The 20,568-nt window shown below is 66.6% G+C and carries 17 protein-coding genes; 7 read left to right on the forward strand and 10 right to left on the reverse strand.

From position 1 onward, the window contains the following. Window positions 1-3: 3 nt before the first annotated feature. From LK540_RS13910 to LK540_RS13920, 3 genes are all read right to left on the reverse strand, one after another. On the reverse strand, window positions 4-1,299 hold the full coding sequence (locus tag LK540_RS13910) for an MFS transporter (RefSeq protein WP_229437889.1): 1,296 nt from the start codon (window positions 1,297-1,299) through the stop codon (window positions 4-6). Between the two features lie 259 nt (window positions 1,300-1,558). After that, on the reverse strand, window positions 1,559-2,722 hold the full coding sequence (locus tag LK540_RS13915) for a CmpA/NrtA family ABC transporter substrate-binding protein (protein ID WP_229437890.1): 1,164 nt from the start codon (window positions 2,720-2,722) through the stop codon (window positions 1,559-1,561). Continuing rightward, window positions 2,719-3,381 (reverse strand): ANTAR domain-containing response regulator, encoded by a 663-nt coding sequence (locus tag LK540_RS13920; RefSeq protein WP_229437891.1) that lies wholly within the window; start codon window positions 3,379-3,381, stop codon window positions 2,719-2,721. Before LK540_RS13920 ends, LK540_RS13915 begins: the two co-directional genes overlap by 4 nt. Before the next feature lie 775 nt (window positions 3,382-4,156). Here LK540_RS13920 and LK540_RS13925 point away from each other — a divergent pair. The 4 genes from LK540_RS13925 (at window position 4,157) to LK540_RS13940 (ending at window position 11,323) form a co-directional block, all read left to right on the forward strand. Then, a complete protein-coding gene (locus LK540_RS13925; RefSeq protein WP_229437892.1) occupies window positions 4,157-6,511 on the forward strand; it encodes a S9 family peptidase in 2,355 nt (784 codons plus the stop codon). Window positions 6,512-6,634: 123 nt separating this feature from the next. Further along, window positions 6,635-8,920: a hypothetical protein gene (locus tag LK540_RS13930; RefSeq protein WP_229437893.1), complete on the forward strand. Its 2,286-nt coding sequence runs from the start codon at window positions 6,635-6,637 to the stop codon at window positions 8,918-8,920. A 106-nt stretch (window positions 8,921-9,026) separates the two neighbouring features. Next, entirely contained in the window at window positions 9,027-10,760 is a 1,734-nt protein-coding gene (locus tag LK540_RS13935) for a VWA domain-containing protein (protein WP_229437894.1), read from the forward strand. 371 nt (window positions 10,761-11,131) lie between these two features. After that, window positions 11,132-11,323 (forward strand): YqaE/Pmp3 family membrane protein, encoded by a 192-nt coding sequence (locus tag LK540_RS13940; protein ID WP_229437895.1) that lies wholly within the window; start codon window positions 11,132-11,134, stop codon window positions 11,321-11,323. Here the strand turns inward: LK540_RS13940 and LK540_RS13945 are convergent, their stop codons facing one another. Genes LK540_RS13945 through LK540_RS13955 form a run of 3 tightly spaced genes read right to left on the reverse strand, consistent with a single transcriptional unit; the run spans window position 11,324 to window position 14,104 of the window. Next, window positions 11,324-11,566, reverse strand: a complete 243-nt coding sequence (locus LK540_RS13945) for an H-NS family nucleoid-associated regulatory protein (protein ID WP_229437896.1) — start codon at window positions 11,564-11,566, stop codon at window positions 11,324-11,326. It lies immediately after the preceding gene. A 49-nt stretch (window positions 11,567-11,615) separates the two neighbouring features. Next, entirely contained in the window at window positions 11,616-12,869 is a 1,254-nt protein-coding gene (locus LK540_RS13950; RefSeq protein WP_374041361.1) for a M20/M25/M40 family metallo-hydrolase, read from the reverse strand. Then, entirely contained in the window at window positions 12,866-14,104 is a 1,239-nt protein-coding gene (locus LK540_RS13955) for a urate hydroxylase PuuD (protein ID WP_229437897.1), read from the reverse strand. The genes LK540_RS13950 and LK540_RS13955 overlap by 4 nt, the downstream gene beginning before the upstream one ends. Window positions 14,105-14,224: 120 nt before the next feature. Between LK540_RS13955 and LK540_RS13960 the strand changes: the two genes are divergently transcribed. From LK540_RS13960 to LK540_RS13970, 3 genes are all read left to right on the forward strand, one after another. Next, entirely contained in the window at window positions 14,225-15,163 is a 939-nt protein-coding gene (locus LK540_RS13960; RefSeq protein ID WP_229437898.1) for a LysR substrate-binding domain-containing protein, read from the forward strand. Between the two features lie 74 nt (window positions 15,164-15,237). Further along, window positions 15,238-16,992 (forward strand): allantoate amidohydrolase, encoded by a 1,755-nt coding sequence (locus tag LK540_RS13965; protein ID WP_229437899.1) that lies wholly within the window; start codon window positions 15,238-15,240, stop codon window positions 16,990-16,992. Then, window positions 16,989-17,459, forward strand: coding sequence for a GNAT family N-acetyltransferase (locus LK540_RS13970; protein WP_229437900.1), 471 nt, complete (start codon window positions 16,989-16,991; stop codon window positions 17,457-17,459). The genes LK540_RS13965 and LK540_RS13970 overlap by 4 nt, the downstream gene beginning before the upstream one ends. Before the next feature lie 7 nt (window positions 17,460-17,466). Here the strand turns inward: LK540_RS13970 and LK540_RS13975 are convergent, their stop codons facing one another. The 4 genes from LK540_RS13975 to LK540_RS13990 all read right to left on the reverse strand — a co-directional run bounded on the left by LK540_RS13975 (window position 17,467) and on the right by LK540_RS13990 (window position 20,531). Then, complete coding sequence (locus LK540_RS13975; RefSeq protein ID WP_229437901.1) at window positions 17,467-18,333, reverse strand: DMT family transporter; 867 nt, start codon at window positions 18,331-18,333, stop codon at window positions 17,467-17,469. After that, window positions 18,326-19,135: a DUF2182 domain-containing protein gene (locus LK540_RS13980; protein WP_229437902.1), complete on the reverse strand. Its 810-nt coding sequence runs from the start codon at window positions 19,133-19,135 to the stop codon at window positions 18,326-18,328. Before LK540_RS13980 ends, LK540_RS13975 begins: the two co-directional genes overlap by 8 nt. Further along, entirely contained in the window at window positions 19,132-19,734 is a 603-nt protein-coding gene (locus LK540_RS13985; RefSeq protein WP_229437903.1) for a DUF1326 domain-containing protein, read from the reverse strand. The genes LK540_RS13980 and LK540_RS13985 overlap by 4 nt, the downstream gene beginning before the upstream one ends. 461 nt (window positions 19,735-20,195) lie before the next feature. Then, window positions 20,196-20,531 (reverse strand): hypothetical protein, encoded by a 336-nt coding sequence (locus LK540_RS13990; protein ID WP_229437904.1) that lies wholly within the window; start codon window positions 20,529-20,531, stop codon window positions 20,196-20,198. Window positions 20,532-20,568 lie beyond the last annotated feature (37 nt).

Consider the following 20,568-nt stretch of genomic DNA (forward strand, 5'->3'; position numbering starts at 1 on the left):
TCCTCAGGCGGCGCTGGCCGCCGGTGCAGCCACGGCTGCATTCCCAAACCTGGCGCCGAGCGCACACAGGCTCGACGCCGCTACCAGTACGCCCAGGATGATCAGGGTCTGGCGCAGGTCGCCCGTCCCTTTCATCAGGAAGCCCGCCAGCACGGCGCCCACGTTGCCACCGGCGCCGACGATGCCGGCCACGCCGCCCAGCGCCGTCGGCGCCACGAAGGGCACCAGCGCATAGGTGGCGCCGCAGGCCATGTGGGTGAACAAACCGAAGCACAGCATGGCGATCAAGGCAAAGGCGACGCCGTCGGCATTCGCGAACCACAGCAGGCCCAGTCCCTCGCCGATCATCAGCAGGAACAGCACGGTGACGCGGCTGTTCAAGTCGCCGCGTGCGGCAAAGCGGTCCGACATCCAGCCACCGAGTGCGCGGGCAAACAGCGCCAGCAGGCCGAAGCTGCCTGCCGCAAGACCGGCCGCACCGAGCGAAAGGCCGAAACGCTCGACGTAGTACACGGCGGCGATGTTGTGGATGAAGATCTCGATGCCGAAGCAGGCGCCGTAGGTGACGAACAGCAGCCAGGCGCGGTGGTTGCAGCAGGCGGCGCGGAAGCTCGCCCAGCCGCCCTTGCCGCCGGATTCAAAGGCGACGCCGGCCTTGCGCAGTTCGCTGAAGTTACCCGCCGGGCAGTCCTGCGTGTAGCGCCAGTAGACAAAGGCCATGACCAGCATCGCCACGCCCGGCACCACCAGCGCCACGCGCCAGCCCAGGGTTTCGCTGACCCCGGCCATGACGATGGCGCCCAGCAGCAGCGGCATCAGCGCCTGCGCCGCACCGCCGCCGGCATTGCCCCAGCCTGCCGCGGTGGCATTCGCCGTGCCGACCACCTTGGGCGCGAACATCACCGAGGTGTGGTACTGGGTGATGACGAAGCTGGCACCGACAGCGCCGATCCCGAGGCGAAACAGCAGGAAGCTTTCGTAGCTCTGGGCCAGCGCCACGCCGATCACGGGAATCGCGCCTAGCAGCAGCAGGCCGGTGTAGGTTTTACGTGGACCGTAGCGATCGCACAGCGGGCCAACCACCAGGCGCACCAGGATCGTGATGGCGACGGCGGCGATGTTGATATTGGCGATCTGCGCCATCGACAGGCCGAATTCGCCCTTAATGACCGGCATCAGCGGTGCGCAGGCGAACCAGGCGAAGAAGCAGACGAAGAAGGCCACCCAGGTCAGGTGGAAGGCCCGCATTTGCGGGGTGTTGAAGGAAAAGAGTCGGATACTGCTTGCTTTGCTGGCCATGATCGTCCCTCGTTTTTAGACTGACAGGCGAAAAAAAAGGCGTCCGCATCCCGAGGCCGTGGCCTGGAAAGCGGACGCCGTTGTCCGGGTGCCGGCCCCTCGCTGGGCTGGCTGAATGTAAAGGGATCGCCGTTGATCCTGCTGGTGGAGTTTGCAAGAGCCGTGCCAGCCAGCCAGCGGGGCATGGGCGCTTAGTGCGCGGCCGGCTGCGCCTCATTGCAGTGCACCATGCGCGAAAATGATGCGCTGCGGCGCACCGCTACCGCAAGTCGTGGATCGCGAACGCGCGTGCGTAAGCGGCGGGATCGCTGCCGTCCCACACCCGTCCGTCGATGAGGGTCGAACTGCGCATTGCCGTGTCAGGCAGGGCCACGCCGGCCAGCTGCGCCGCTTCGCGGTACAAATCGATATGGTTGACCTGGGCGGCGACGGCACGGTAATCCGGGTCCGCGGCCAGCAGGCCCCAGCGCCGCTGCTGGGTCAGGAACCACATGCCGTCGGACAGCCAGGGGAAGCAGGCGGCGCCCTCTCCGAAGAAGCGCAGCGACGGCCAGTCGCCCCGGCGCGGCAGCAGGCAGGCGCGCAGCAGTTCCACGCCCGTGTTGACGTAGGCGGCACTGGCCAGCACCTCGGCCGCCGCTTCGCGGTTCACCGGCGAGGCGTCGAGCCAGCGCGCCGTGTCGAGCAGGGCCGCCACCAGGGCGCGGCAGGCGTGCGGATGCGCCGCGACGAAATCGGCGCGCGCGCCCAGCGCCTTGCCCGGATGGTCGGGCCAGACCTGGCTGCTCGGCGCCACCAGCGCACCGGCGCCGCCCTGCAGCGCACGCCGGCTCCAGGGTTCGCCCGCACAGAAGCCGTCCATGTGGCCGGCCTCCAGGTTGGCCGCCATCTGCCCGGGCGGCACGGTGACCAGCGTGGCATCCTTCAAGGGATCGATGCCGGCGGCGGCCAGCCAGTAGCACAGCCACATGGCGTGGTTCCCGGTCGGGAAGGTGTGGGCGAAGGTGTAGCGGCGCGCCTGCGCACGCATCAGCGCGGCGAGCCCGGCGCCATCGCGTGCACCGCGTTCGGCGAGGGCGCGCGACAGCACGATGGACTGGCCGTTCTGGTTCAGGTTCATCAGCAAGGCCATGTCGCGCGGCGCCGAGCCGATGCCCATCTGGAGGCCGTACAGCAGGCCATACAAGGCCTGGGCCGCATCGAGCTCGCCCGTGTTCAGGCGGTCGCGCATGGCCGACCACGAGTGCTGGCGTTCCAGCACCAGGCGGATGCCGTACTTCTCGTCGAAGCCGAGTACGGAGGCCATCACCAGCGGCGCGCAATCGGCCAGCGGCATGAAACCGATCCGCAGTTCCGTCTTTTCCGGCTGGTCGCTGCCTGCCGCGTAGGCGCCCTGCCCGCCCTGCCCCAGCAAACCCGTCATGTATGTCCTTTCGCAGCCGGGGCCTGGCCCAGCAAATCCTCGACGTCGAGGATGCGCTGCGCGACCTCGGCCAGTCTCAGGTTCTTGTTCATCGCCAGGCTGCGCAGGCGGCCGTAGGCTTCTTCTTCCTTCAGGCGGTAGCGCGCCATCAGCACGCCCTTGGCGCGCTCGACCACCTTGCGCTCGGCCAGCTTCTGGCGCGTGTCGGCCAGTTCGCCCAGCAGTTGCTGCTCGCGCCGGAAGCGCGCCAGCGCCACGTCGAGCACGGGCCGCACGCGCTCGGCCTGCAGGCCAGCCACGATATAGGCCGAGACCCCGGCCGCCATCGCCGCCTCCATCGCCGGGGCGCTGTGGTCTTCGGTGAACAGGACGATGGGGCGGCGTTCGTCGCGGGTGGCGATCACGATGTGTTCGAGCACGTCGCGCGCATCGGATTCGCTGTCGACGATGATCAGGTCCGGCTGCAGCTGGGCCACGCGCTCGGGCAGGAAGATATCCGGCGGCAGCGAGGCGACGATGTCGTAGCCCGACTCCAGCAGCCCGATGCGCAGCGCCGTGTTGCGCTCGTGCCGGGCGGCGAGCGCGGCATCGTCGTGGCCGGATGTGTCGGCGGTGACGACGACGATGCGCAGGCTGCGGGGTGGGTGGCTGGATTTCATGCCGATGAGGAATGCAAGAAGCGGGCCACACGGGCCTAACCGCGTGCCCCATGATCTCACCGCGGCATTGACCGTACGGTGGGCACTCCGTGCCCACGCGGTACGAACGTCTCCTTTTGATCACGTGCCTCGGCTTGTCGCTCGCGAGGTATCACCTGGCCACGATCCGCCGGCGGCTCACGGCTATTGCGCGAGCGACACCTCACCGCACGTAGGCGCCGGATGTGTGCGTACCGCGTGGGCACAGAGTGCCCACCCTACGTCCATCATACTTCCAGGGTACAGAGGCCTCCCGTAAGCAATCGACGCATCATACGGTTTTGTTGCAGTCGAGATATATCAGCCGTAAATATCGCCGTGTATGACAAACGATAAATCATAAGCACAGCTTATCGCGGACATAATGAACATAAAGTTTATTTATGAGAATAGGCGTTCTATACTGCAACGCAACATCGCCGTATTGACCAACCACCGCGCTGACCAGCGCAAGAAAGGTTTGACCATGATCGCTCTCGAATACCTGCCAGTTGGCCTCGCCGTTCTCGCCGTCGTTGCACGCATCGCCATGTTCCTGCCGCGCCAGCCGAAGTCGCAGAACCAGGCTGCCTGAGCCGCTGTAATAGTTCGAACACCCGTGTAAACACAGCAATACGCGGGTAACAATTCTTGCGGATTATTCATCCGCGAACTGCCCTGTCGCATGGTGGCTGAGCTAGAATGCATTCGCAATTTCTAGCCAGAAAGCTATTTCGCTAACCAACCACCATTCACGATGCGACTTCCTGTACTGACGATTCTTGCCGCGTTCACCGCGCTGCCCGCGATGGCGGCGCCAACGCCCATCACCCTCGACCAGGCCATGGCCAACCCCGACTGGATCGGCAACCCCGCCGAACAGGCCTGGTTCAGCTGGGACGGCAAGCAGGTCTTCTACAAGCAGAAGCGCACCGGCTCGCAGCTGCGCGACACCTTCGAGGCCGTGCAGGGCGGCCAGCCGCGCAAGGTACAGGACGCTGAGCTGGCAAAGCTCGACAGCCCGAACGTCGTCTATAACCGCAGCCACACGCGCGCCGTCCTGGTGCGCAATGGCGACCTGTTCGAGCGCGACCTGAAGAATGGCGCCCTGGTCCAGATCACGCGCGGCGTGAAAGCCGAAGACCCGCAGTTCTCGAGTGACGAGCGCGCCGTGCAGTTCCGCGTCGGCCACGAGTGGTTCAGCTGGGACCGCGCCAGCCGCGTGCAGGGTCCCGTCGCCCTGCCGCGCGCCGCGAAAGACCCGGCCGCCAGCGACCCGGACACCCTGCGCGACATGCAGCTGCGCCTGATCGCCACCCTGAAGCGGGCCAAGGACGACCGCGACGCCGGCCGCGCACGCGCCGAGGAGGAGCGCCGCGCCGATCCGACCCGCGCCCCCGCCCCGATCTACCTGGGCGACAAGCTCACCATCGAAGGCAGCGCCCTGTCCCCGGACGGCCGCTGGCTGGTCGTGGTCACCGCGGCAAAAGGCGGCGACAAGGGCCGCGTCGGCAAGATGCCGCGCTACGTGACCGAATCGGGCTATGAGGAAGCCGACGACGAACGCACCCGCGTCGGCCGCAACAACCCGACGCCGCATGCGCTGAAACTGATCGACCTGGCCACGAATACGGTCAAGGACATCCCGTTCGACAGCCTGCCCGGCATCGCTACCGACCCGCTGGCCAAGCTGCGCGCCGACGCCAAGCTCGATCCACTGAAGGGCAACCGCCCGCTGCGCATCGCCGACCGTGCCGACGCCGTGCGCTGGACCTTCGACGGCAAACAGGCTGCCGTGATGCTGCGCGCGGTCGACAACAAGGACCGCTGGATTGCCACCATCGACCTGCCGAACGCCAAGCTGAAACCCGTGCACCGCCTGAGTGACGAAGCCTGGGTCAACTACGACAACGCCGATTTCGGCTGGCTGCCTGACAACCGCACGCTGTGGTACCTGTCGGAAGAAAGCGGCTACTCGCACCTGTACACGTCGAGCACCGACGGCCAGGCGCGCGCCCTCACCAGCGGCAAGTGGGAAGCCGGCGACGTGCAGTGGAACTTCGACGGCAGCACCGCCTACATGCTCTGCAACCGCAAGAACCCGGGCACCTATGAAGTGTGCGCGGTGAACGCGAAAGACGGCGCCACGCGCGAAGTGACGGGCCTGGAAGGCGTGGAGCGCTTCGCCCTGTCGCCGGACAACCGTAAACTCCTGGTGCACTACTCGACCAGCTACATGCCGATCCAGCTGGCCACGGTGCCGGTGGCGGGTGGCGCGGCGGCCAAACTGACCGATACCCGCACCGCCGAATACAAGGCGCGCGAGTGGATCCAGCCCGAATATGTGGCCGTGCCGTCGAGCGACGGCGGCGACCCGGTGTGGTCCAAGCTGTACCGCCCGGCCAAGCTGGAAGCCGGTAAAAAATATCCGATCGTGATGTTCGTGCACGGCGCCGGCTACCTGCAGAACACCAGCAAGCGCTACCCGAACTACTTCCGCGAGCAGATGTTCCACAACCTGCTGGTGGAGCGCGGCTACATCGTGCTCGACATGGACTACCGCGCCTCGAAGGGTTACGGCCGCAACTGGCGCACCGCGATCTACCGCCAGATGGGCCACCCGGAACTGGTGGACTACCAGGACGGCGTGAAGTACGTGGTACAGAACCTGCAGGGCGACGCGCAGAACGTGGGCATCTACGGCGGCAGCTATGGCGGCTTCATGACCTTCATGGCGCTGATGCGCGCACCGGAAATGTTCAAGTCCGGCGCCGCGCTGCGCCCGGTGACCGACTGGACCAGCTACAACCACGAGTACACCGCCAACATCCTGAACACGCCGGACCTCGACCCGCAGGCTTATAAAATCTCGTCTCCGATCGAGTATGCCGAGAATTTGCGCGGCAACCTGCTGATCGGCCACGGCATGGTCGACGACAACGTGTTCTACCAGGACTCGGTGCGCATGGCCCAGCGCCTGATCGAGCTGCGCAAGGATAACTGGGAACTGGCCAGCTACCCGCTGGAACGCCACGCCTACACCCAGCCGGAAAGCTGGTTCGACCAGTACCGCCGCATCCTGAAGCTGTTCGAACGCACGCTGAAGAACTAAGCGTTTCCATGGGCCCTGCGGGGCCCTTTTTGTTTGCCGGCCCGTGTGGTTGCTCTGCCTTGCGCAGGCTCCGGGCCGCTTTGCGTTACTCTTCGGCCTATGCTTTTCCATCGACGACTGAACATGACCGCCTGCGCTTCCCCGCTCCGCTCCCGCCTTTTCCGCTCCATCGCCCTCGCCCTGCTGTCCTGCGCCGGCGCGCAGGGGCAGGCACAGGACAAGCATGACCCGCCCGGCTTCGTCGGCCTGCCGCAGACCGGCACCATCGACGCCAGCCGGGTCGTCTCGGCGCGCCACGGCGATGCGCCATCCAGGGATGCGCCACCGGCAAAGGAGACGCCGAAGGAGGCGCCCGCGGCCAGGGAAACCCCGGCGGCCCGGCCTGCGCAGGCCACCGCGATTCCACGCGGCGGCATCACCGGCGTCGTGGTCGAGAGCACGGCGCGCGACGAGCAAAGCAAGGTCCCCGTCACTTTCGGCCAGGTGTTCGCGCCGGGCGACTTGCCGGCCGGCGCCAGCCTGTCGGGCAAGCTGGCCGATGGCGCGGCGCTGCCCTTGCAGGTCGACGTCAAGGCCACCCACCCGGACGGCTCGGTAAGGCACGCGGTGATCTCCGCCATCCTGCCGCGCCTGGCGCCGGGACGCCCGCTGGGCATTGCCCTGGTCAAGGGCAGTAAGGGTGCAGGCGAGAAGCCGGCCGCGCGCCTCGCCGCGCCGGCCACGACGGTGAACGTGACGCTCGACGGCGAACGCTATAGCGCCTCGAGCGAGGCCCTGTTGAAAGACGGCGAGCCAGGCAAGTGGCTGGACGGCCCATTGGTCACCGAAGTGCAGGTCGCGGCGCCGCTGCGCAACGCCAAGGGCGAAGCCCATCCGCACTTGGCAGCGCGCTTCGCGATCCGTTCCTACGGCACGGCCGGCAAGGCGCGCGTCGACGTGGTGGTCGAGAACGACTGGGCCTACGAGCCGGCGCCGCAGAATTTTACCTATGACGTCGAGGTGGTCGCGGGCGGCAAGCAGGTATATGCGAAGCAGGGCCTGGTCCATTACCACCATGCGCGCTGGCGCGTGCTGGCGTGGACTGGCGACGCACCGGACGTGCACCTGCGCCACGACACTGGCTACCTGATCGCCTCGCGCGCGCTGCCCAACTACGACCGCTCGGTGATCGTCTCGGACAAGGCGCTGGCGGCGCTGGCTGCGCGCTATGAAGGGCCGAACGCGGAGCCGATGGGCATCGGCGCGGCATCGCGCGGCATGCCGAGCACCGGCGGGCGCAACGACATCGGCCTGCTGCCGGGATGGGGCGCCATGTATTTGCTGAGCATGGACCCGCGCGCGAAGGAAGTCACGCTGGGCACGGCCGACCGCGCCGGCAGCTGGTCGATCCACTATCGCGACCGCCAGACCGGACGCCCGATCAGCCTGATCGACTATCCCTACATGACCATCCTCGGCAATCCGGGCGACACACGCAACCGCAAGACCGGCAAGCTCGAAGTCTTCCCGCGCTGCCCGAAGAGCGCCTGCAAGACGCCGTACGCGCACGACAGCGCGCACCAGCCGGCCTTTGCCTACCTGCCCTACCTCGTCACGGGCGACCACTACTACCTGGAAGAGCTGCAGTTCTGGGCCATGTACAACGTGTTCGCCACCAACCCGGGCTACCGCAAGAACATCGAGGGCCTGCTCCTGTCGCACCAGGTGCGCGGCCAGGCCTGGAGCCTGCGCACGCTGGGCGAAGCGGCCTACATCACGCCCGACAAACATCCGCTGAAGGACGACTTCCTCGCCATCCTGAAGACCAACCTGGCTTGGTACAACGCCACCTATACCGACAACCCGCAGGCGAACGGCCTGGGCGCGATCGTGCACCGGGCCGCGGCGTCCTACCGCAAGGACACGGCGATCGCGCCCTGGCAGGACGACTTCTTCACCTCCGCCGTCGGCCACCTGGTCGACCTCGGCTTCAAGGATGCCGGGCCGCTGCTGAAGTGGAAGGCGAAGTTCCCGCTCGCACGCATGGTCGGCGAAGGCACCTGCTGGCTGGCCGCGGCCAATTATTCGATCTCGGTGCGCGACTCGGCGACCGCGCCGATCTACAACACCATCGCCGAGTCGTATCCGAAGACGGTGGGGCCGGAAGTGGCCGCCCTGCCCTGCGGCAGCGAGCAGATGGCGGCGGCCACCAAGCGCAAGCCCGGCGACATGGGCGGCTATTCGGGTGCGCCGCTTGGCTTCCCGTCGAACCTGCAGCCGGCGCTGGCCTATGCGGCCGACATTGGCGGCAACGCCGGCCGCAAGGCCTGGGAGCGCTTCATGTCGCGCAGCGTCAAGCCTGACTACGGCCGCGCGCCGCAGTTCGCTATCGTGCCGCGCTCGATTGCGGCAGAGGACGGGGCGCGTTGAAAAGGCCCATGCCGGCCGCATAAAGGATTACAGGTTGTAAGTGCCGTTGCAATTCGGGCATCGCCGTTGCACCTTATCGGTATAACAAACCGAAGGAGGTCCAATCATGAGATGTCCCCTGAATACGCCCGCGCTCCTGGCGCTGGGCGCCCTGCTGCTGGCCGGCTGCAGCGTGCAGTCCCCTGGCCAGCAGGAAGCGCCGGTCCTGGCCGCGCCCGAAGCGGCGCCGGCGCCGGCTGCAATATCGCCTCCTGCGCCGCCACCGCCTCCCTCTCCTTCGTTCTCGGCCTACGCCTCGCAGCCGAAGCAGAGCGTGGTCGTGACCGGCTCGTCGATCTCGGGGCAGCACCAGGCGCTGCGGCGCGCGCCGCCGCCGGGCTTTGTCGTGATCGCCCCGCCGCAGGCCGACAAATTCCCAGACAAGGAAGCGAACGCCACCCAGCTGGTGGCCGAGCAGCCGGTGTCCACCTTCAGCGCCGACGTCGATACCGCCTCCTACGCCTTTGTGCGCCGCCAGCTCACGTCCGGCCGCCTGCCGCCGCCGCAGGCCGTGCGCGTCGAGGAGATGGTCAATTACTTCCCCTACCGCTACGCCGCACCGAAGGCGCGCACCGAACCCTTCGCGGTGACGACCGAAGTCATGCCCAGCCCCTGGAAGGCAGGCAACCAGCTGCTGCATGTGGCCGTGCGCGGCTTCGACCTGCAGCAGGCCGAGCGCCCGCCGCTGAACCTGGTGCTGCTGATCGACGTCTCCGGCTCGATGCAGGGGCCAGACCGGCTGCCGCTGCTGCAGCAGGGCCTGCGCCTGTTCGCCGACCAGTTGCGCGAGAACGACCGCGTGTCCATCGTCACCTATGCGAACGGCACCCAGGTGGCGCTCGAACCGACGCTCGGCCGCGACAAGCAGAAGATCGTCGATGCCCTCGACGGCCTGCGTGCAGCGGGCGGCACCGCCGGCGGCGACGGCCTGCAGCGCGCCTATGCGCTGGCCGAGCGTCACCGCGACCCGAAGGCCGTGAACCGCGTGATCCTGGCCACCGACGGCGACTTCAACATCGGCATCACCGATCCGAAGCAGCTGGAGCGCTTCATCGCCGACAAGCGCAAGAGCGGCGTCTACCTGTCGGTGTTCGGCGTCGGCACGGGCAACCTGAACGACGCCCTGATCCAGCGCCTGACCCAGTCCGGCAACGGCAACGCCGCCTACATCGACTCGCTGCTGGAAGCGCGCAAGGCCATGCAGGAAGAACTCGGCTCGACCATGTTCCCGATCGCGAACGACGTCAAGATGCAGGTCGAATTCAACCCGCGCCAGGTGGCCGCCTACCGCCTGATCGGCTACGAAACCCGCATTCTGGCGCGCCAGGATTTTAAAGACGACAAGGTCGATGCGGGCGACATGGGCGCCGGCCACACGGTCACGGCCATCTACGAGATCACGCCGGCCTCGGAAGCGGGCAAGCTGGTCGATCCGCTGCGCTATGGCGATGGCAAGAAGGCGGCGCCTGCCGGCAAGGGCGATGAACTCTGCTTCGTGAAGGTGCGCTACAAGCTGCCGGGCCAGGCCACCAGCCGCGAGACCTCGCATGCGGTGCGCGCGGCCAGTGTGCGCAAGGGATTGGACGCGGCGCCGGAAGATGCGCGTTTTGCGGTGGCGGTGGCGGCCTTTGGCCAGCGTTTGCGCGGGGAAGCGCCGGTGGCGGATTACAGCTATGCCGATATCGCGAATCTGGCGAACGATGCGCGCGGCAAGGATGCCGAGGGTTACCGCGCCGAGTTCGTGCGCCTGGTGCGGATGGCGGAAACGCTGGGTAAGACCGGACCGGTCGGACAGCCGTAGGGTGGGTTCTCGAACCCACCATGACGCTGCATGGCGGCCCTTGTTCGGTGGGTTCGAGAACATCCCGCCATCGTGGCGTTAACGATGCGGTAACGGTCTTCGTAGGGTGGGCACCTGTGCCCACGCGGTATCACCGGTGGATCTTGTGCGACAGAACCGGCAGATCGACGACACCTGCCTCTCGGGATACCTTTCGACAGGCCATTGTGTAAGCGCGTGGGCACAAGTGCCCACCCTACAACAGCCCCTCGCCCACAGTGACCGATAACGATGCGCCAACGGTGTGCTGAGCGCGGGCCTGCCTGTTATAAGATTTCGACAGACACGCCCCGTTGCACGGGCTCCACGATTCGACTATTCAAGGAAACCCCATGCGCCTGCTCATCGCCCTGATCCTTCCCTGGCTCACCTTCTTCACCATCGGCCGCCCGATCGCCGGCATCATCTGCCTGATCCTGCAAGTGACGCTGATCGGCTGGCTGCCCGCCGCCATCTGGGCCGTGTATGCCCTCAGCCAGTACAAGACCGACCAGAAGATCGAACGCTCGATGCGCGGGCGGTGATCAGGCTGCGGGGCCGGCCTTTTTGGGCCTGCCCTTGCCGGCGCCCTTGCCCGCAGTTTTTCCCTTGCCGCGCTCGGCCAGCAGTTCATCGACCGACATGCCGGCTTCCTGCACGATCGCCAGCACCTGCTCGCGCGCCTTGCGCAGGTCGTGCTTCTGGCGCTCCTTGAGTTCCTTCTCGACGTCGAACTGCAGGCCTTTCAGTTCGCCGAGGTTGTAGTTCGACAGATCGATCTGTGCCATCGCTTTCCCTCTGTTCGGTTGGAACCGCTAGCCTATCACGAGGCAGCGCTCAGGTAGCGCTCATGCAGTCCTTTCCCAGCAAATCGAACAGCGTCAGCGCCACCACCTTCGTCGCCTTGCGCAGGTCGTCCAGCGCCAGCTTTTCGTCGGCCTTTTTCGCATTCGATTCCGGCACCGTGCGCGGGCCGGCGCCGTACATCACGGCCGGGATGCCCTGCTCGCCGTACAGGCGCGCATCGGCGTACAGCGGCGTGCCCACGGCGGGAATGTCCTCGCCCAGGATGGCGCGGCCGTTGCGCCTCAGGCTGTCCACCAGCGCCTCGGAGCCGGGCAGCGGCCGCAAGGCATGCGACAGCAGCAAACGCCGGATTTCGACCCGGATGCCGGGCAAGCCGCGCACCGCATCCTCGATCAGGGCGCGCACCCCGGCCTCGACGGCCACCGGGTCTTCCTCGGGAATCATGCGCCGGTCCATCTTCAGTACCACCTTGCCCGGCACCACATTCGTGTTGGTGCCGCCATCGATGCGTCCGACCAGCATGGTGGGCGAATCGATGCCGGCCACCTTCGACTTGATTTTCTTCAGCTCGGGCAGCTGGCCGTAGATGGCGTTCAGGATGCGCGTGGCCGCCTGCAATGCGTCAATCGCCGTCTCGGGCATGGCGCCGTGGCCGGCCTTGCCGTGCACCGTGACTTCGAGCTGCAGGCAGGCGTTGTGGGCGGTGATGACCTGGTAGCTGAAGCCGGCCGCGATCACCAGGTCGGGCTTTGTGAGCTTCTGCTCCAGCAGCCAGCCTGGCCCCAGCAGGCCGCCGAATTCCTCGTCGTAGGTGAAGTGCAGCTCGACCCCGCCCTTCAGGGGCAGGCCGAGTGCCTCCAGCGCGCGCACGGCAAAGATGTAGGTGGCGAAGTCGCTCTTCGAGACCGCGGCGGCGCGGCCGTACAAATAGCCATCCTCGATCTCGGCGCCGTACGGCGGCTTGCTCCAGCCTTCGCCGGGCGGCACCACGTCGCCGTGGGCGTTCAGGGCGATGGTCGGGCCCTCGCCATACGGACGGCGCACGATCAGGTTGGTGATCGATTCCATGCCGTAGTCGGCGACAAGCTGCGCCGGCACCGCATGGCGCACGGCTTCCCAGCCAAAGGCGCGCACCATCTCGGCCACGGCCTCGGCATGCGGCGCGTTGTTGCCCGGCGGAGTATCGGTGGGAATGCGCACCACGCCCTGCAGGAAGGCGACCTGCTCGTCGAAGTGGGCATCGATCCAGTCGCGCAGCTGTTGTCTGGCCTGTGTATCCATCATTGGCTTCCTGTCCTGGCGCCGGCTTCGAACCAGGCGCCGATCTGCGCCCGTTCGGCGTCGGTCATGTTGGTGAGATTCGCCAGCGGCATCGCTTTCAGCTGGACGGTCTGCTGGTAGATGCGCGCGGCATTCTGGCTGATCAGTTCTGGCGATTCGAGCATCACGCCGGCCGGCGCGGTGGCAAAGCCGGGCTGCGTTGGCTTCGCGGCATGGCAGCTGACGCAGCGCTGGTCGACGATGTGCTTCACCTGCGTAAATTGGGCCGCCGTATCCACGCTAGGCGCCTGCGCCACCGGCGCCACCGGCGCCTTCGGCGCGATCAGCACCGCCAGCACGGCCAGCAGCGCGACGCCGGCCGCCGGGTACTTCCACTCGATGCGGCCCTTGTGGCGCAGATTGAAGAAGTGGCGGATCAACACGCCGGCCGCCATGATCACCGCCAGCACGGCCCAGGCGTGCTCGTGGCGGTAGGTCATCGCATAGTGGTTGCTGATCATGAGGAACAGCACCGGCAGCGTGAAGTAGTTGTTGTGCACCGAGCGCTGCTTGGCCTTGATGCCGTAGCTGGGGTCGGGCTTCTGGCCAGCCATCATCGCGTTCACCATCTTGCGCTGGCCGGGGATGATCACGTGGGCGACATTCGCCACCATGATGGTGCCGATCATGGCGCCGATGTGCAGGTAGGCCGCACGCCCGCTGAGCAAATGGGTGAGCACCCAGCTGCTCCCGACCAGGAAGGCGAAGATGACGGCGCCGAAGGCCAGGTCGCGCTTGCCAAGCGGGGACTTGCACAGCAGGTCGTAGACGAGCCAGCCGACCACCAGGCTGCCCAGGCCGATACCGACAGCCTGCCAACTGGAGAGATCGGCCACGCTGCGGTCGACCATCATGGCTTGCGCATTCAGGTAGTAGACGATGAACAGCAGCGCAAAGCCGGACAGCCAGGTGGAATAGGCTTCCCACTTGAACCAGTGGAGTTCCTTCGGCAGCGTGGCCGGGGCGACGAGATACTTTTGCGGGTTGTAGAAGCCGCCGCCGTGCACGGCCCAGAGTTCGCCGGCCACGCCCTTGTTCGCCAGGTCGGAACCCGGCGCCGGCGGCTTGATGGTGTTGTCGAGCCAGACGAAGTAGAACGAGGCGCCGATCCAGGCAATCCCCGTGATGATGTGCAGCCAGCGTACGAGCAAATTCAGCCATTCGAGGCCGTAGGGAGCCAGGTATCCGAACACGTCCATGCAGGGGTCCCTCATCTTAATCGGGGCAGTATTTCAACGAAGATACGCGGTTTTCATTTTCTACGACATGAAATATGCCGTATATTCGACATAACCGAACCGATATACACCTAACATCCCATGGCCAGCCTGCCCCAGCACCTCGACCTGCACCTGATCCGCATCCTCTACCTGCTGCTGGTGGAAAAGAACGTCTCGCGCGTGGCGCTGAAGCTGAACCAGCCGCAGCCCTCGATCTCGGCCTCGCTGCGCAAGTTGCGCGAGCTGACCGGGGACCCGCTGCTGGTGCGCGGCGCGCGCGGCATGGTGCCGACCCAGCACGGCGAAAGCCTGCTGAAACCCGCCAAGCGCATCCTCGACGAAACCGAGAGCCTGTTCATCAAGAAGTCGCCCTTCGTGCCCGAGGCGGCGGCGCGCACCTTCCACATCGCCGCGCCCGACTACCTCGACACCCAGTTCCTGCCGAACGTGGTGGCCTCGATCCGCCGCGTGGCGCCGAACAGCCGCGTGGCCATCCACAGCGTGGGACCGGGCACCGACTACCTGCGCATGCTGTCCGACGGCGAGATGGACCTGGTGATCGCCAACTGGGACGAGCCGCCCGCGCACCTGCACATGTCGAAACTGTTCGAGGACCCGATCGTCTGCACCATGCGCGCCGACAGCCCCTATGCCAAGCGCACCGATGCCGACGCCATGACGATCGAAGACTACCTCAGTTTGCCGCACGTGGCGCCGTCGCAGATGCTGCCCGGTTACCACGGCGTGATCGACTCCTTCCTGGCGCGCTCCGGGCTACACCGCAAGATCGCGGTCGAGTCGCCTTACTTCGGCCTGATCCCCTACATGCTGACCCAGACCGACCTGGTCCTGACCACCGGCCGCCAGTTCATGCGCTTTTATGAAAAGGCGCTGCCGCTGAAGACCTTCACCATGCCGATCAAGTTCCCGCCGATGCGCTTCTACCAGCTGTGGCACCAGCGCGTGCACCAGTCGACTGAACATAAATGGCTGCGCGACCAGGTGAGCCAGGCGGCGCGGGCGCTGGTGCAGAAGTGAGTATATTTGTGGCCGTATAGGCGCGGACGCCCTCCGGCCTTATCATCGAAGGTTCGAATCATGCGAGGCCGATCATGACTACCCTCTCCAGCCTGAATACACTTGACGCCGCCGGTTTCGTCGCGGCCCTGAACGGCATCTACGAGCATTCGCCCTGGATCGCGCAGCGCGCCGCAAGCGCGCGTCCCTTTGCCTCGCTGGCGGCGCTGAAGCTGGCCTTGCAGGATGTGGTCGATACCGCGAGCGAGGACGAGCGCCTGGGCCTGCTGCGCGCCCACCCCGAGCTGGCGGGCAAGGCGGCGATTGCCGGCGAGCTGACGGCCGAATCGACCGGCGAGCAGGCCGCCTCCGGCCTGAACCTGTGCAGTGCCGAGGAATACGCCACGCTGCAGCGTTTGAATGCCGAGTACAACGACCGCTTCGGCTTCCCCTTCATCCTGGCCGTGAAAGGCCCGACCGGGCGCGGGCTGACGCGCACGGCGATCATCGACACCTTTGCGCGGCGCCTGAAAAACGGTCGCGCGGACGAGATGGCCGAAGCCCTGCGCCAGGTGCACCGCATCGCCGAAATCCGCCTGAACGCCCTGCTCGGCGTGACGCCGTCGATCGGCGCGCAGGTGATGGACTGGGCCGAGATCATCGGCGCCTGGAGCGATGCGGACGAGGGCCTCACCTGCGCCTACCTGACGCCGGCGCACTGCCGCACCGCCGCCCAGATCGAGGCCTGGATGATGGACGCCGGCATGCAGACGCATATCGATGCGGTCGGCAACGTGGTCGGCCGCTACGCCGCGACGGACCCGAACGCGAAAACCCTGATGACCGGCTCGCACTACGACACCGTGCGCAACGGTGGCAAGTACGATGGGCGCCTGGGCATCCTGCTGCCGGTCGCCATCGTGCGCGCGCTGCACCTGCGTGGCGAGCGTTTGCCCTACCACCTGGAGGTGGTCGGCTTCGCGGAAGAAGAAGGCGTGCGCTTTCGCAGCACCTTCCTGGGCAGCAGCGCGGTCACCGGGCAGTTCGACCTGGACCGGCTCGATACCCAGGACGCGGACGGCGTGAGCATGCGCCAGGCGCTGCTCGAAACCGGCCACCATCCCGCGGCGATCCCGTCGATTGCGCGGCGGCCTGAAGACCTGCTCGGCTTCGTCGAAGTCCATATCGAACAGGGCCCGGTGCTGCTGGAGCGCGGCTTGCCGCTGGGCGTGGTGACGGCGATTGCCGGCAGCTCGCGCTACCTGGTCGAGTTGCGCGGCGTGGCCAGCCATGCGGGCACCACGCCGATGGGCATGCGCCGCGATGCTGCCGCGGCCGCCGCCGAAATCGTGCTGCTGGTCGAGTCGCGCTGCAGCGGCGTGCCATCGCTGGTCGGCACCGTCGGCCAGCTCGAGGTGCCGGCCGGTTCGGTGAACGTGATCCCCGGCGCCTGCAAGCTTTCGCTCGACATCCGCGCGGCCGACGACGCCGTGCGGCTGGCCGCGGTGGACGACATCCTGGCCGGCATCAGCGCCATTTGTGCACGGCGCGGCATCGACGAAAAGCTGTGGAAGATCGTGGAAGCCGAAGCGGCGCCCTGCTCGCCGCGCCTGATGGATGCGCTGGGCGCGGCCGTGGAGCGTGCCGGCGTGCCGCGTTTCGACTTGCTGTCCGGCGCCGGCCACGATGCGATGCAGATGGCGCAGATCACGGATGTGGCGATGCTGTTTACACGCTGCGGCAATGGCGGCATCAGCCACAACCCGCTGGAAACCATGACAGCCGACGATGCCGAGCTGGCCGGGCAGGTGCTGCTGGACTTCCTGCGCAGCCTGTCGGCTGGCGCATGATCGCCCTGCGGCCGGCACGCGGTGACGAGCTTGCCGCCTTGTGGGCGCTGCGTACGCGCGCCGTTGCCAATGGCTGCGCCGGGCATTATGCACAGGATGTACTGGATGTCTGGCTGTCGTCTCCGGCGCCGGACAGCTTGTCTCATTTGATTGCGACGGGCGGCACCACCGTCGCGGAGGAAGCCGGGCGCATGCTCGGGTATGCCGCAGTGGACGTGGTCAGCGGCGAAGTCGATGCGGTGTTTGTCGAGCCTGACGAACATGGGCGCGGCATTGGCGCGATGCTGCTCGCGGCGTGCGAAGACCTGGCGCGTGCACTTGGCTGCAAGCGCCTGTATCTGTCCGCGTCGCTGAATGCCGTGCCTTTCTACCGGCGCGCCGGATTCACCGCCCTGCGCGAAGCGCTCTACGCGCACCGTTCGGGCATCGGCATTCCATCCGTGTACATGGAAAAGCAGATCGGGTGATGCCTGGTTATTGTTTTGCACGCCCGGCCAGCACCAGCGCAATCCCGCCGAGGATCGCTACCGACGCCAGCACCAGCCGCAGGCTCAAAGGCTCGGCCAGGAACAGCACTGCGCCGAAGGCCGTGATCACCGGCACCGACAGCTGCACCGTCGCCGCGCGCATCGCGCTGAGTTCGCGCAGCGCCGTGTACCAGAGCGCATAGCCGACACCCGAGGTAATGGCGCCCGACGCCACCGCGAGCAGGATGCCGCCCACGTCGGCATGCGCAACGCCGACAAAAGGCATCCACAACACGAGCGCCATCGGTGCGGCGCGCAGGAAGTTGCCGGCCGTGGCGCCGAGCGGATCGAGCGCGCCGCGTCCACGCAGCGAATACACGCCCCAGGCCACCCCGGCCAATGCCATCAGCAACGCCCGCACGATGGGCGGTGCGCTGACGCCCGGCAGGACAAGATAGACCAGGCCCAGCGCCGCCACCGCCAGGCCGGCACAAGCCAAGGGCGCAAAGCGTTCGCCGGCGCGCAGGGCGGCGCCGAACATGGTCAGCTGGACGGCGCCGAACAGGATCAGCGCGCCCGTGCCGGCCGCCAGATTCACGTAGGCGAAGGAAAACAAGGCGACGTAGGCGAACAGCATCGCCGCCGATAGCCAGTCGCCACCGGCTTCCTTCGCGCCGCCCGCACGCCAGCGCACGATCAGCGCCAGCGCGATGGCGCCGGAAACGATGCGCACCGCGCCGAAGCTGGCCGGGTCGATCCCGCCCTGCAGCAGCGCTAGCCGGCACAGCAGCGAATTGGCGGCAAAGGCCAGCATTGCCGCCGCCGTGAACGCCAGCGTAGCCAGGCGCGGCCGGCCTGTTGCGAGGTCACGCATGGCTGGCCACCAGCAGTGCGGACCAGGCCAGCAAGGCCGCGCCCAGCGGCTTGCCGATGCGCCGGCCCCAGGGTGTGTTCTTCTCGATGGCCATCACGACGGCCAGCACCAGCATCCAGCCCAGGCTGCCGGCACCGACGGCGAACATCAGCAACATCAGCGCCCAACAACAGCCGACACAGAAGGCGCCATGGTGCAGGCCAAGCAGGATGGCCTGGCGGCCATGGTTGCGGCCGCGCCAGTGCGCCATGACGAAGCCGAGTGGCGAACGGCAGCGGTCGAGGCAAGCGTATTTCAGGCGGCTGAACTGGAAGGCGCCGGCGCCGGCAATCACGGCGGCGCCGACGATCCAGCCGTTCCAGGCCAGCTGCGGCGATTGGTTCAGGAGCGCCAGCAGGCCTTCGTGCAGGCCGTGCGCGAGGATGCCGAAGGCGCCCCAGGCGGCCATGTAGCCGAGGCCGAGCAGCGCCAGCAGGCGCGCGTGGTCGGGCCGGCCGCTGGTCAGGCGGTCGAAGGCATCAAACAGCGGCAATGTGGTGGGCAGCATCATCGCGGCGGTCATCAGGATCCAGGCTGCAGCATACAACAGCAGCGGCACGACGATGTCGCCGGCCGGCAGCGCGCGGCACAGCGCGGCGGCCGGGCCGGAGGCGGTCCAGTCGCCGTGGTCGAGATAGCGTCCCCAAGGACTGCCGGCCCAGATCCACAGGGTCAGCCAGGCCAGCGCCGCCAGCGCCAGCAGCAGCGGCGCGAACACGCGGGTGTGGCGCCGCACCTGCGGCGCATGGGCCGCTGCGCTCATGCTTCGAACACGAAGGTGCTCTGCAGCGCGTTATGGTCGCGCAAGTTCAGGTGGATGCCGAGGGTGTCGTTGCGCGAGCGGTAGACCGGCGCCTTGCCGACAAAAACCGGGGCGCCGGGCACGGTCGAGAAGATGGTTTCGGTGAGCGTGGTGGTATTGCCGCTAGGGCCGCGATAGGGCTCGAGCTCGGCATAGTAATCGCTGCCGATGGCCAGTTCTCCCCTGCCCTCGTTCACCGTAAATTTGATTGGTGCGCGTTCGATCGACACCACTTCGCCGATCAGCTTGGACAATTCGGCCACGGCGCCGCCGGACTTGCCACTGTAGACCTTCAGGAGCGCGTCCATTTGTTCGTCGCTGGCGCCGTCGTCGACGAAGAATGCCACGCGCCAGTTGCCCTTCAGGATGTTACCGGGCAGATGGGACACGGCGGCAAGCGTGTGACCGCCGACATCGATGCCGTCGATGGCGCCCTTGTCGATGTGCCAGGCGACGATGGTGTCGCAGGTGCCGTGGTCGGGGTCTTCGCCGATCCAGCACGGGCACAGAACCTTGCAGTTGCATACTTCCAGGAGCCTGCCTTCGAGACGGTAACTCATGACGGTCTCTCCTCGTCGTAAGGTCCGGCCGCGGAGTGCGAAGCGGCGCTATCTTTACAAGGTAGGACGGCAGATGGGCGGAGACAAGCGCAACATGATGCGGCGAATATGAGCTAAATCAAATGTAGATGGGGGCTGCAGAAACCAGCGGTAGGGGCGCGCCGAAATCTGCCCTCTAAAAAGCTGTCTCGTTTGCACCGTTATTGCTGTCGCGTTCTGTCGTTTTTTGTCTCGTTATTTTGCGCGACAAAACAAGGAAAAACGAGACACGATGCGCAGGCTGAACGAGACATGATTCCATAAGGCCTCATCAAGCGCCCCACCACGTCCTCGGCAGCCGCATTAACCCAGAACAATTGCTCTCGCTCAGAGCCGACGCCGACGCCACGCCTTGCCTTGCTAAACCGATTTTTGCCCGCTCAACGCGTGAGGCCGCTTATGACGTCTGAAGCCGCTTCTCTTTATTCGTCATCTTCGAGCCGTGCAACGCCACGCCGCGCCTGCCTGCGCGCGCGCAGCCAGTCGCGTCCTCCGCGCTCCAGGGCTTTGGCGATCACATTCTCTGGCAGGCTGTACACCGTGGCCCAGGTGGCGCGGCCATCGGCGGCGTTCGCCGGGAAGCTGTGGGTCTCGATCGGCCAATGGTATTTGCGCTTCAGGGTGCGCACGATGGCGGCCAGGGTCACGCGACCCTGCAGCGGTTCGGAACCGGTCTGGTCTTCATTCGACAGCAGCACCGCCAGCACGGCGCCGCGCGCGGTCAATGGACCGGGAAAGGTAGGAAGTTTGCTCGGCATGCGGGCATTCTAGCCGCGTTTGCCGGCATGCAGCGGA

It is taken from the genome of Massilia sp. IC2-278, from assembly GCF_020708045.1.
Taxonomy (GTDB): Bacteria; Pseudomonadota; Gammaproteobacteria; order Burkholderiales; family Burkholderiaceae_D; genus Telluria.

Excerpts from the sequence above, each read along its gene's own strand:
- LK540_RS13910 (WP_229437889.1), bottom strand. The coding sequence starts at position 1,299 with ATGGCCAGCAAAGCAAGCAGTATCCGACTCTTTTCCTTCAACACCCCG.
- LK540_RS13915 (WP_229437890.1), bottom strand. The coding sequence starts at position 2,722 with ATGACGGGTTTGCTGGGGCAGGGCGGGCAGGGCGCCTACGCGGCAGGC.
- LK540_RS13920 (WP_229437891.1), bottom strand. The coding sequence starts at position 3,381 with ATGAAATCCAGCCACCCACCCCGCAGCCTGCGCATCGTCGTCGTCACC.
- LK540_RS13925 (WP_229437892.1), top strand. The coding sequence starts at position 4,157 with ATGCGACTTCCTGTACTGACGATTCTTGCCGCGTTCACCGCGCTGCCC.
- LK540_RS13930 (WP_229437893.1), top strand. The coding sequence starts at position 6,635 with ATGACCGCCTGCGCTTCCCCGCTCCGCTCCCGCCTTTTCCGCTCCATC.
- LK540_RS13935 (WP_229437894.1), top strand. The coding sequence starts at position 9,027 with ATGAGATGTCCCCTGAATACGCCCGCGCTCCTGGCGCTGGGCGCCCTG.
- LK540_RS13940 (WP_229437895.1), top strand. The coding sequence starts at position 11,132 with ATGCGCCTGCTCATCGCCCTGATCCTTCCCTGGCTCACCTTCTTCACC.
- LK540_RS13945 (WP_229437896.1), bottom strand. The coding sequence starts at position 11,566 with ATGGCACAGATCGATCTGTCGAACTACAACCTCGGCGAACTGAAAGGC.
- LK540_RS13950 (WP_374041361.1), bottom strand. The coding sequence starts at position 12,869 with ATGATGGATACACAGGCCAGACAACAGCTGCGCGACTGGATCGATGCC.
- LK540_RS13955 (WP_229437897.1), bottom strand. The coding sequence starts at position 14,104 with ATGGACGTGTTCGGATACCTGGCTCCCTACGGCCTCGAATGGCTGAAT.
- LK540_RS13960 (WP_229437898.1), top strand. The coding sequence starts at position 14,225 with ATGGCCAGCCTGCCCCAGCACCTCGACCTGCACCTGATCCGCATCCTC.
- LK540_RS13965 (WP_229437899.1), top strand. The coding sequence starts at position 15,238 with ATGACTACCCTCTCCAGCCTGAATACACTTGACGCCGCCGGTTTCGTC.
- LK540_RS13970 (WP_229437900.1), top strand. The coding sequence starts at position 16,989 with ATGATCGCCCTGCGGCCGGCACGCGGTGACGAGCTTGCCGCCTTGTGG.
- LK540_RS13975 (WP_229437901.1), bottom strand. The coding sequence starts at position 18,333 with ATGCGTGACCTCGCAACAGGCCGGCCGCGCCTGGCTACGCTGGCGTTC.
- LK540_RS13980 (WP_229437902.1), bottom strand. The coding sequence starts at position 19,135 with ATGAGCGCAGCGGCCCATGCGCCGCAGGTGCGGCGCCACACCCGCGTG.
- LK540_RS13985 (WP_229437903.1), bottom strand. The coding sequence starts at position 19,734 with ATGAGTTACCGTCTCGAAGGCAGGCTCCTGGAAGTATGCAACTGCAAG.
- LK540_RS13990 (WP_229437904.1), bottom strand. The coding sequence starts at position 20,531 with ATGCCGAGCAAACTTCCTACCTTTCCCGGTCCATTGACCGCGCGCGGC.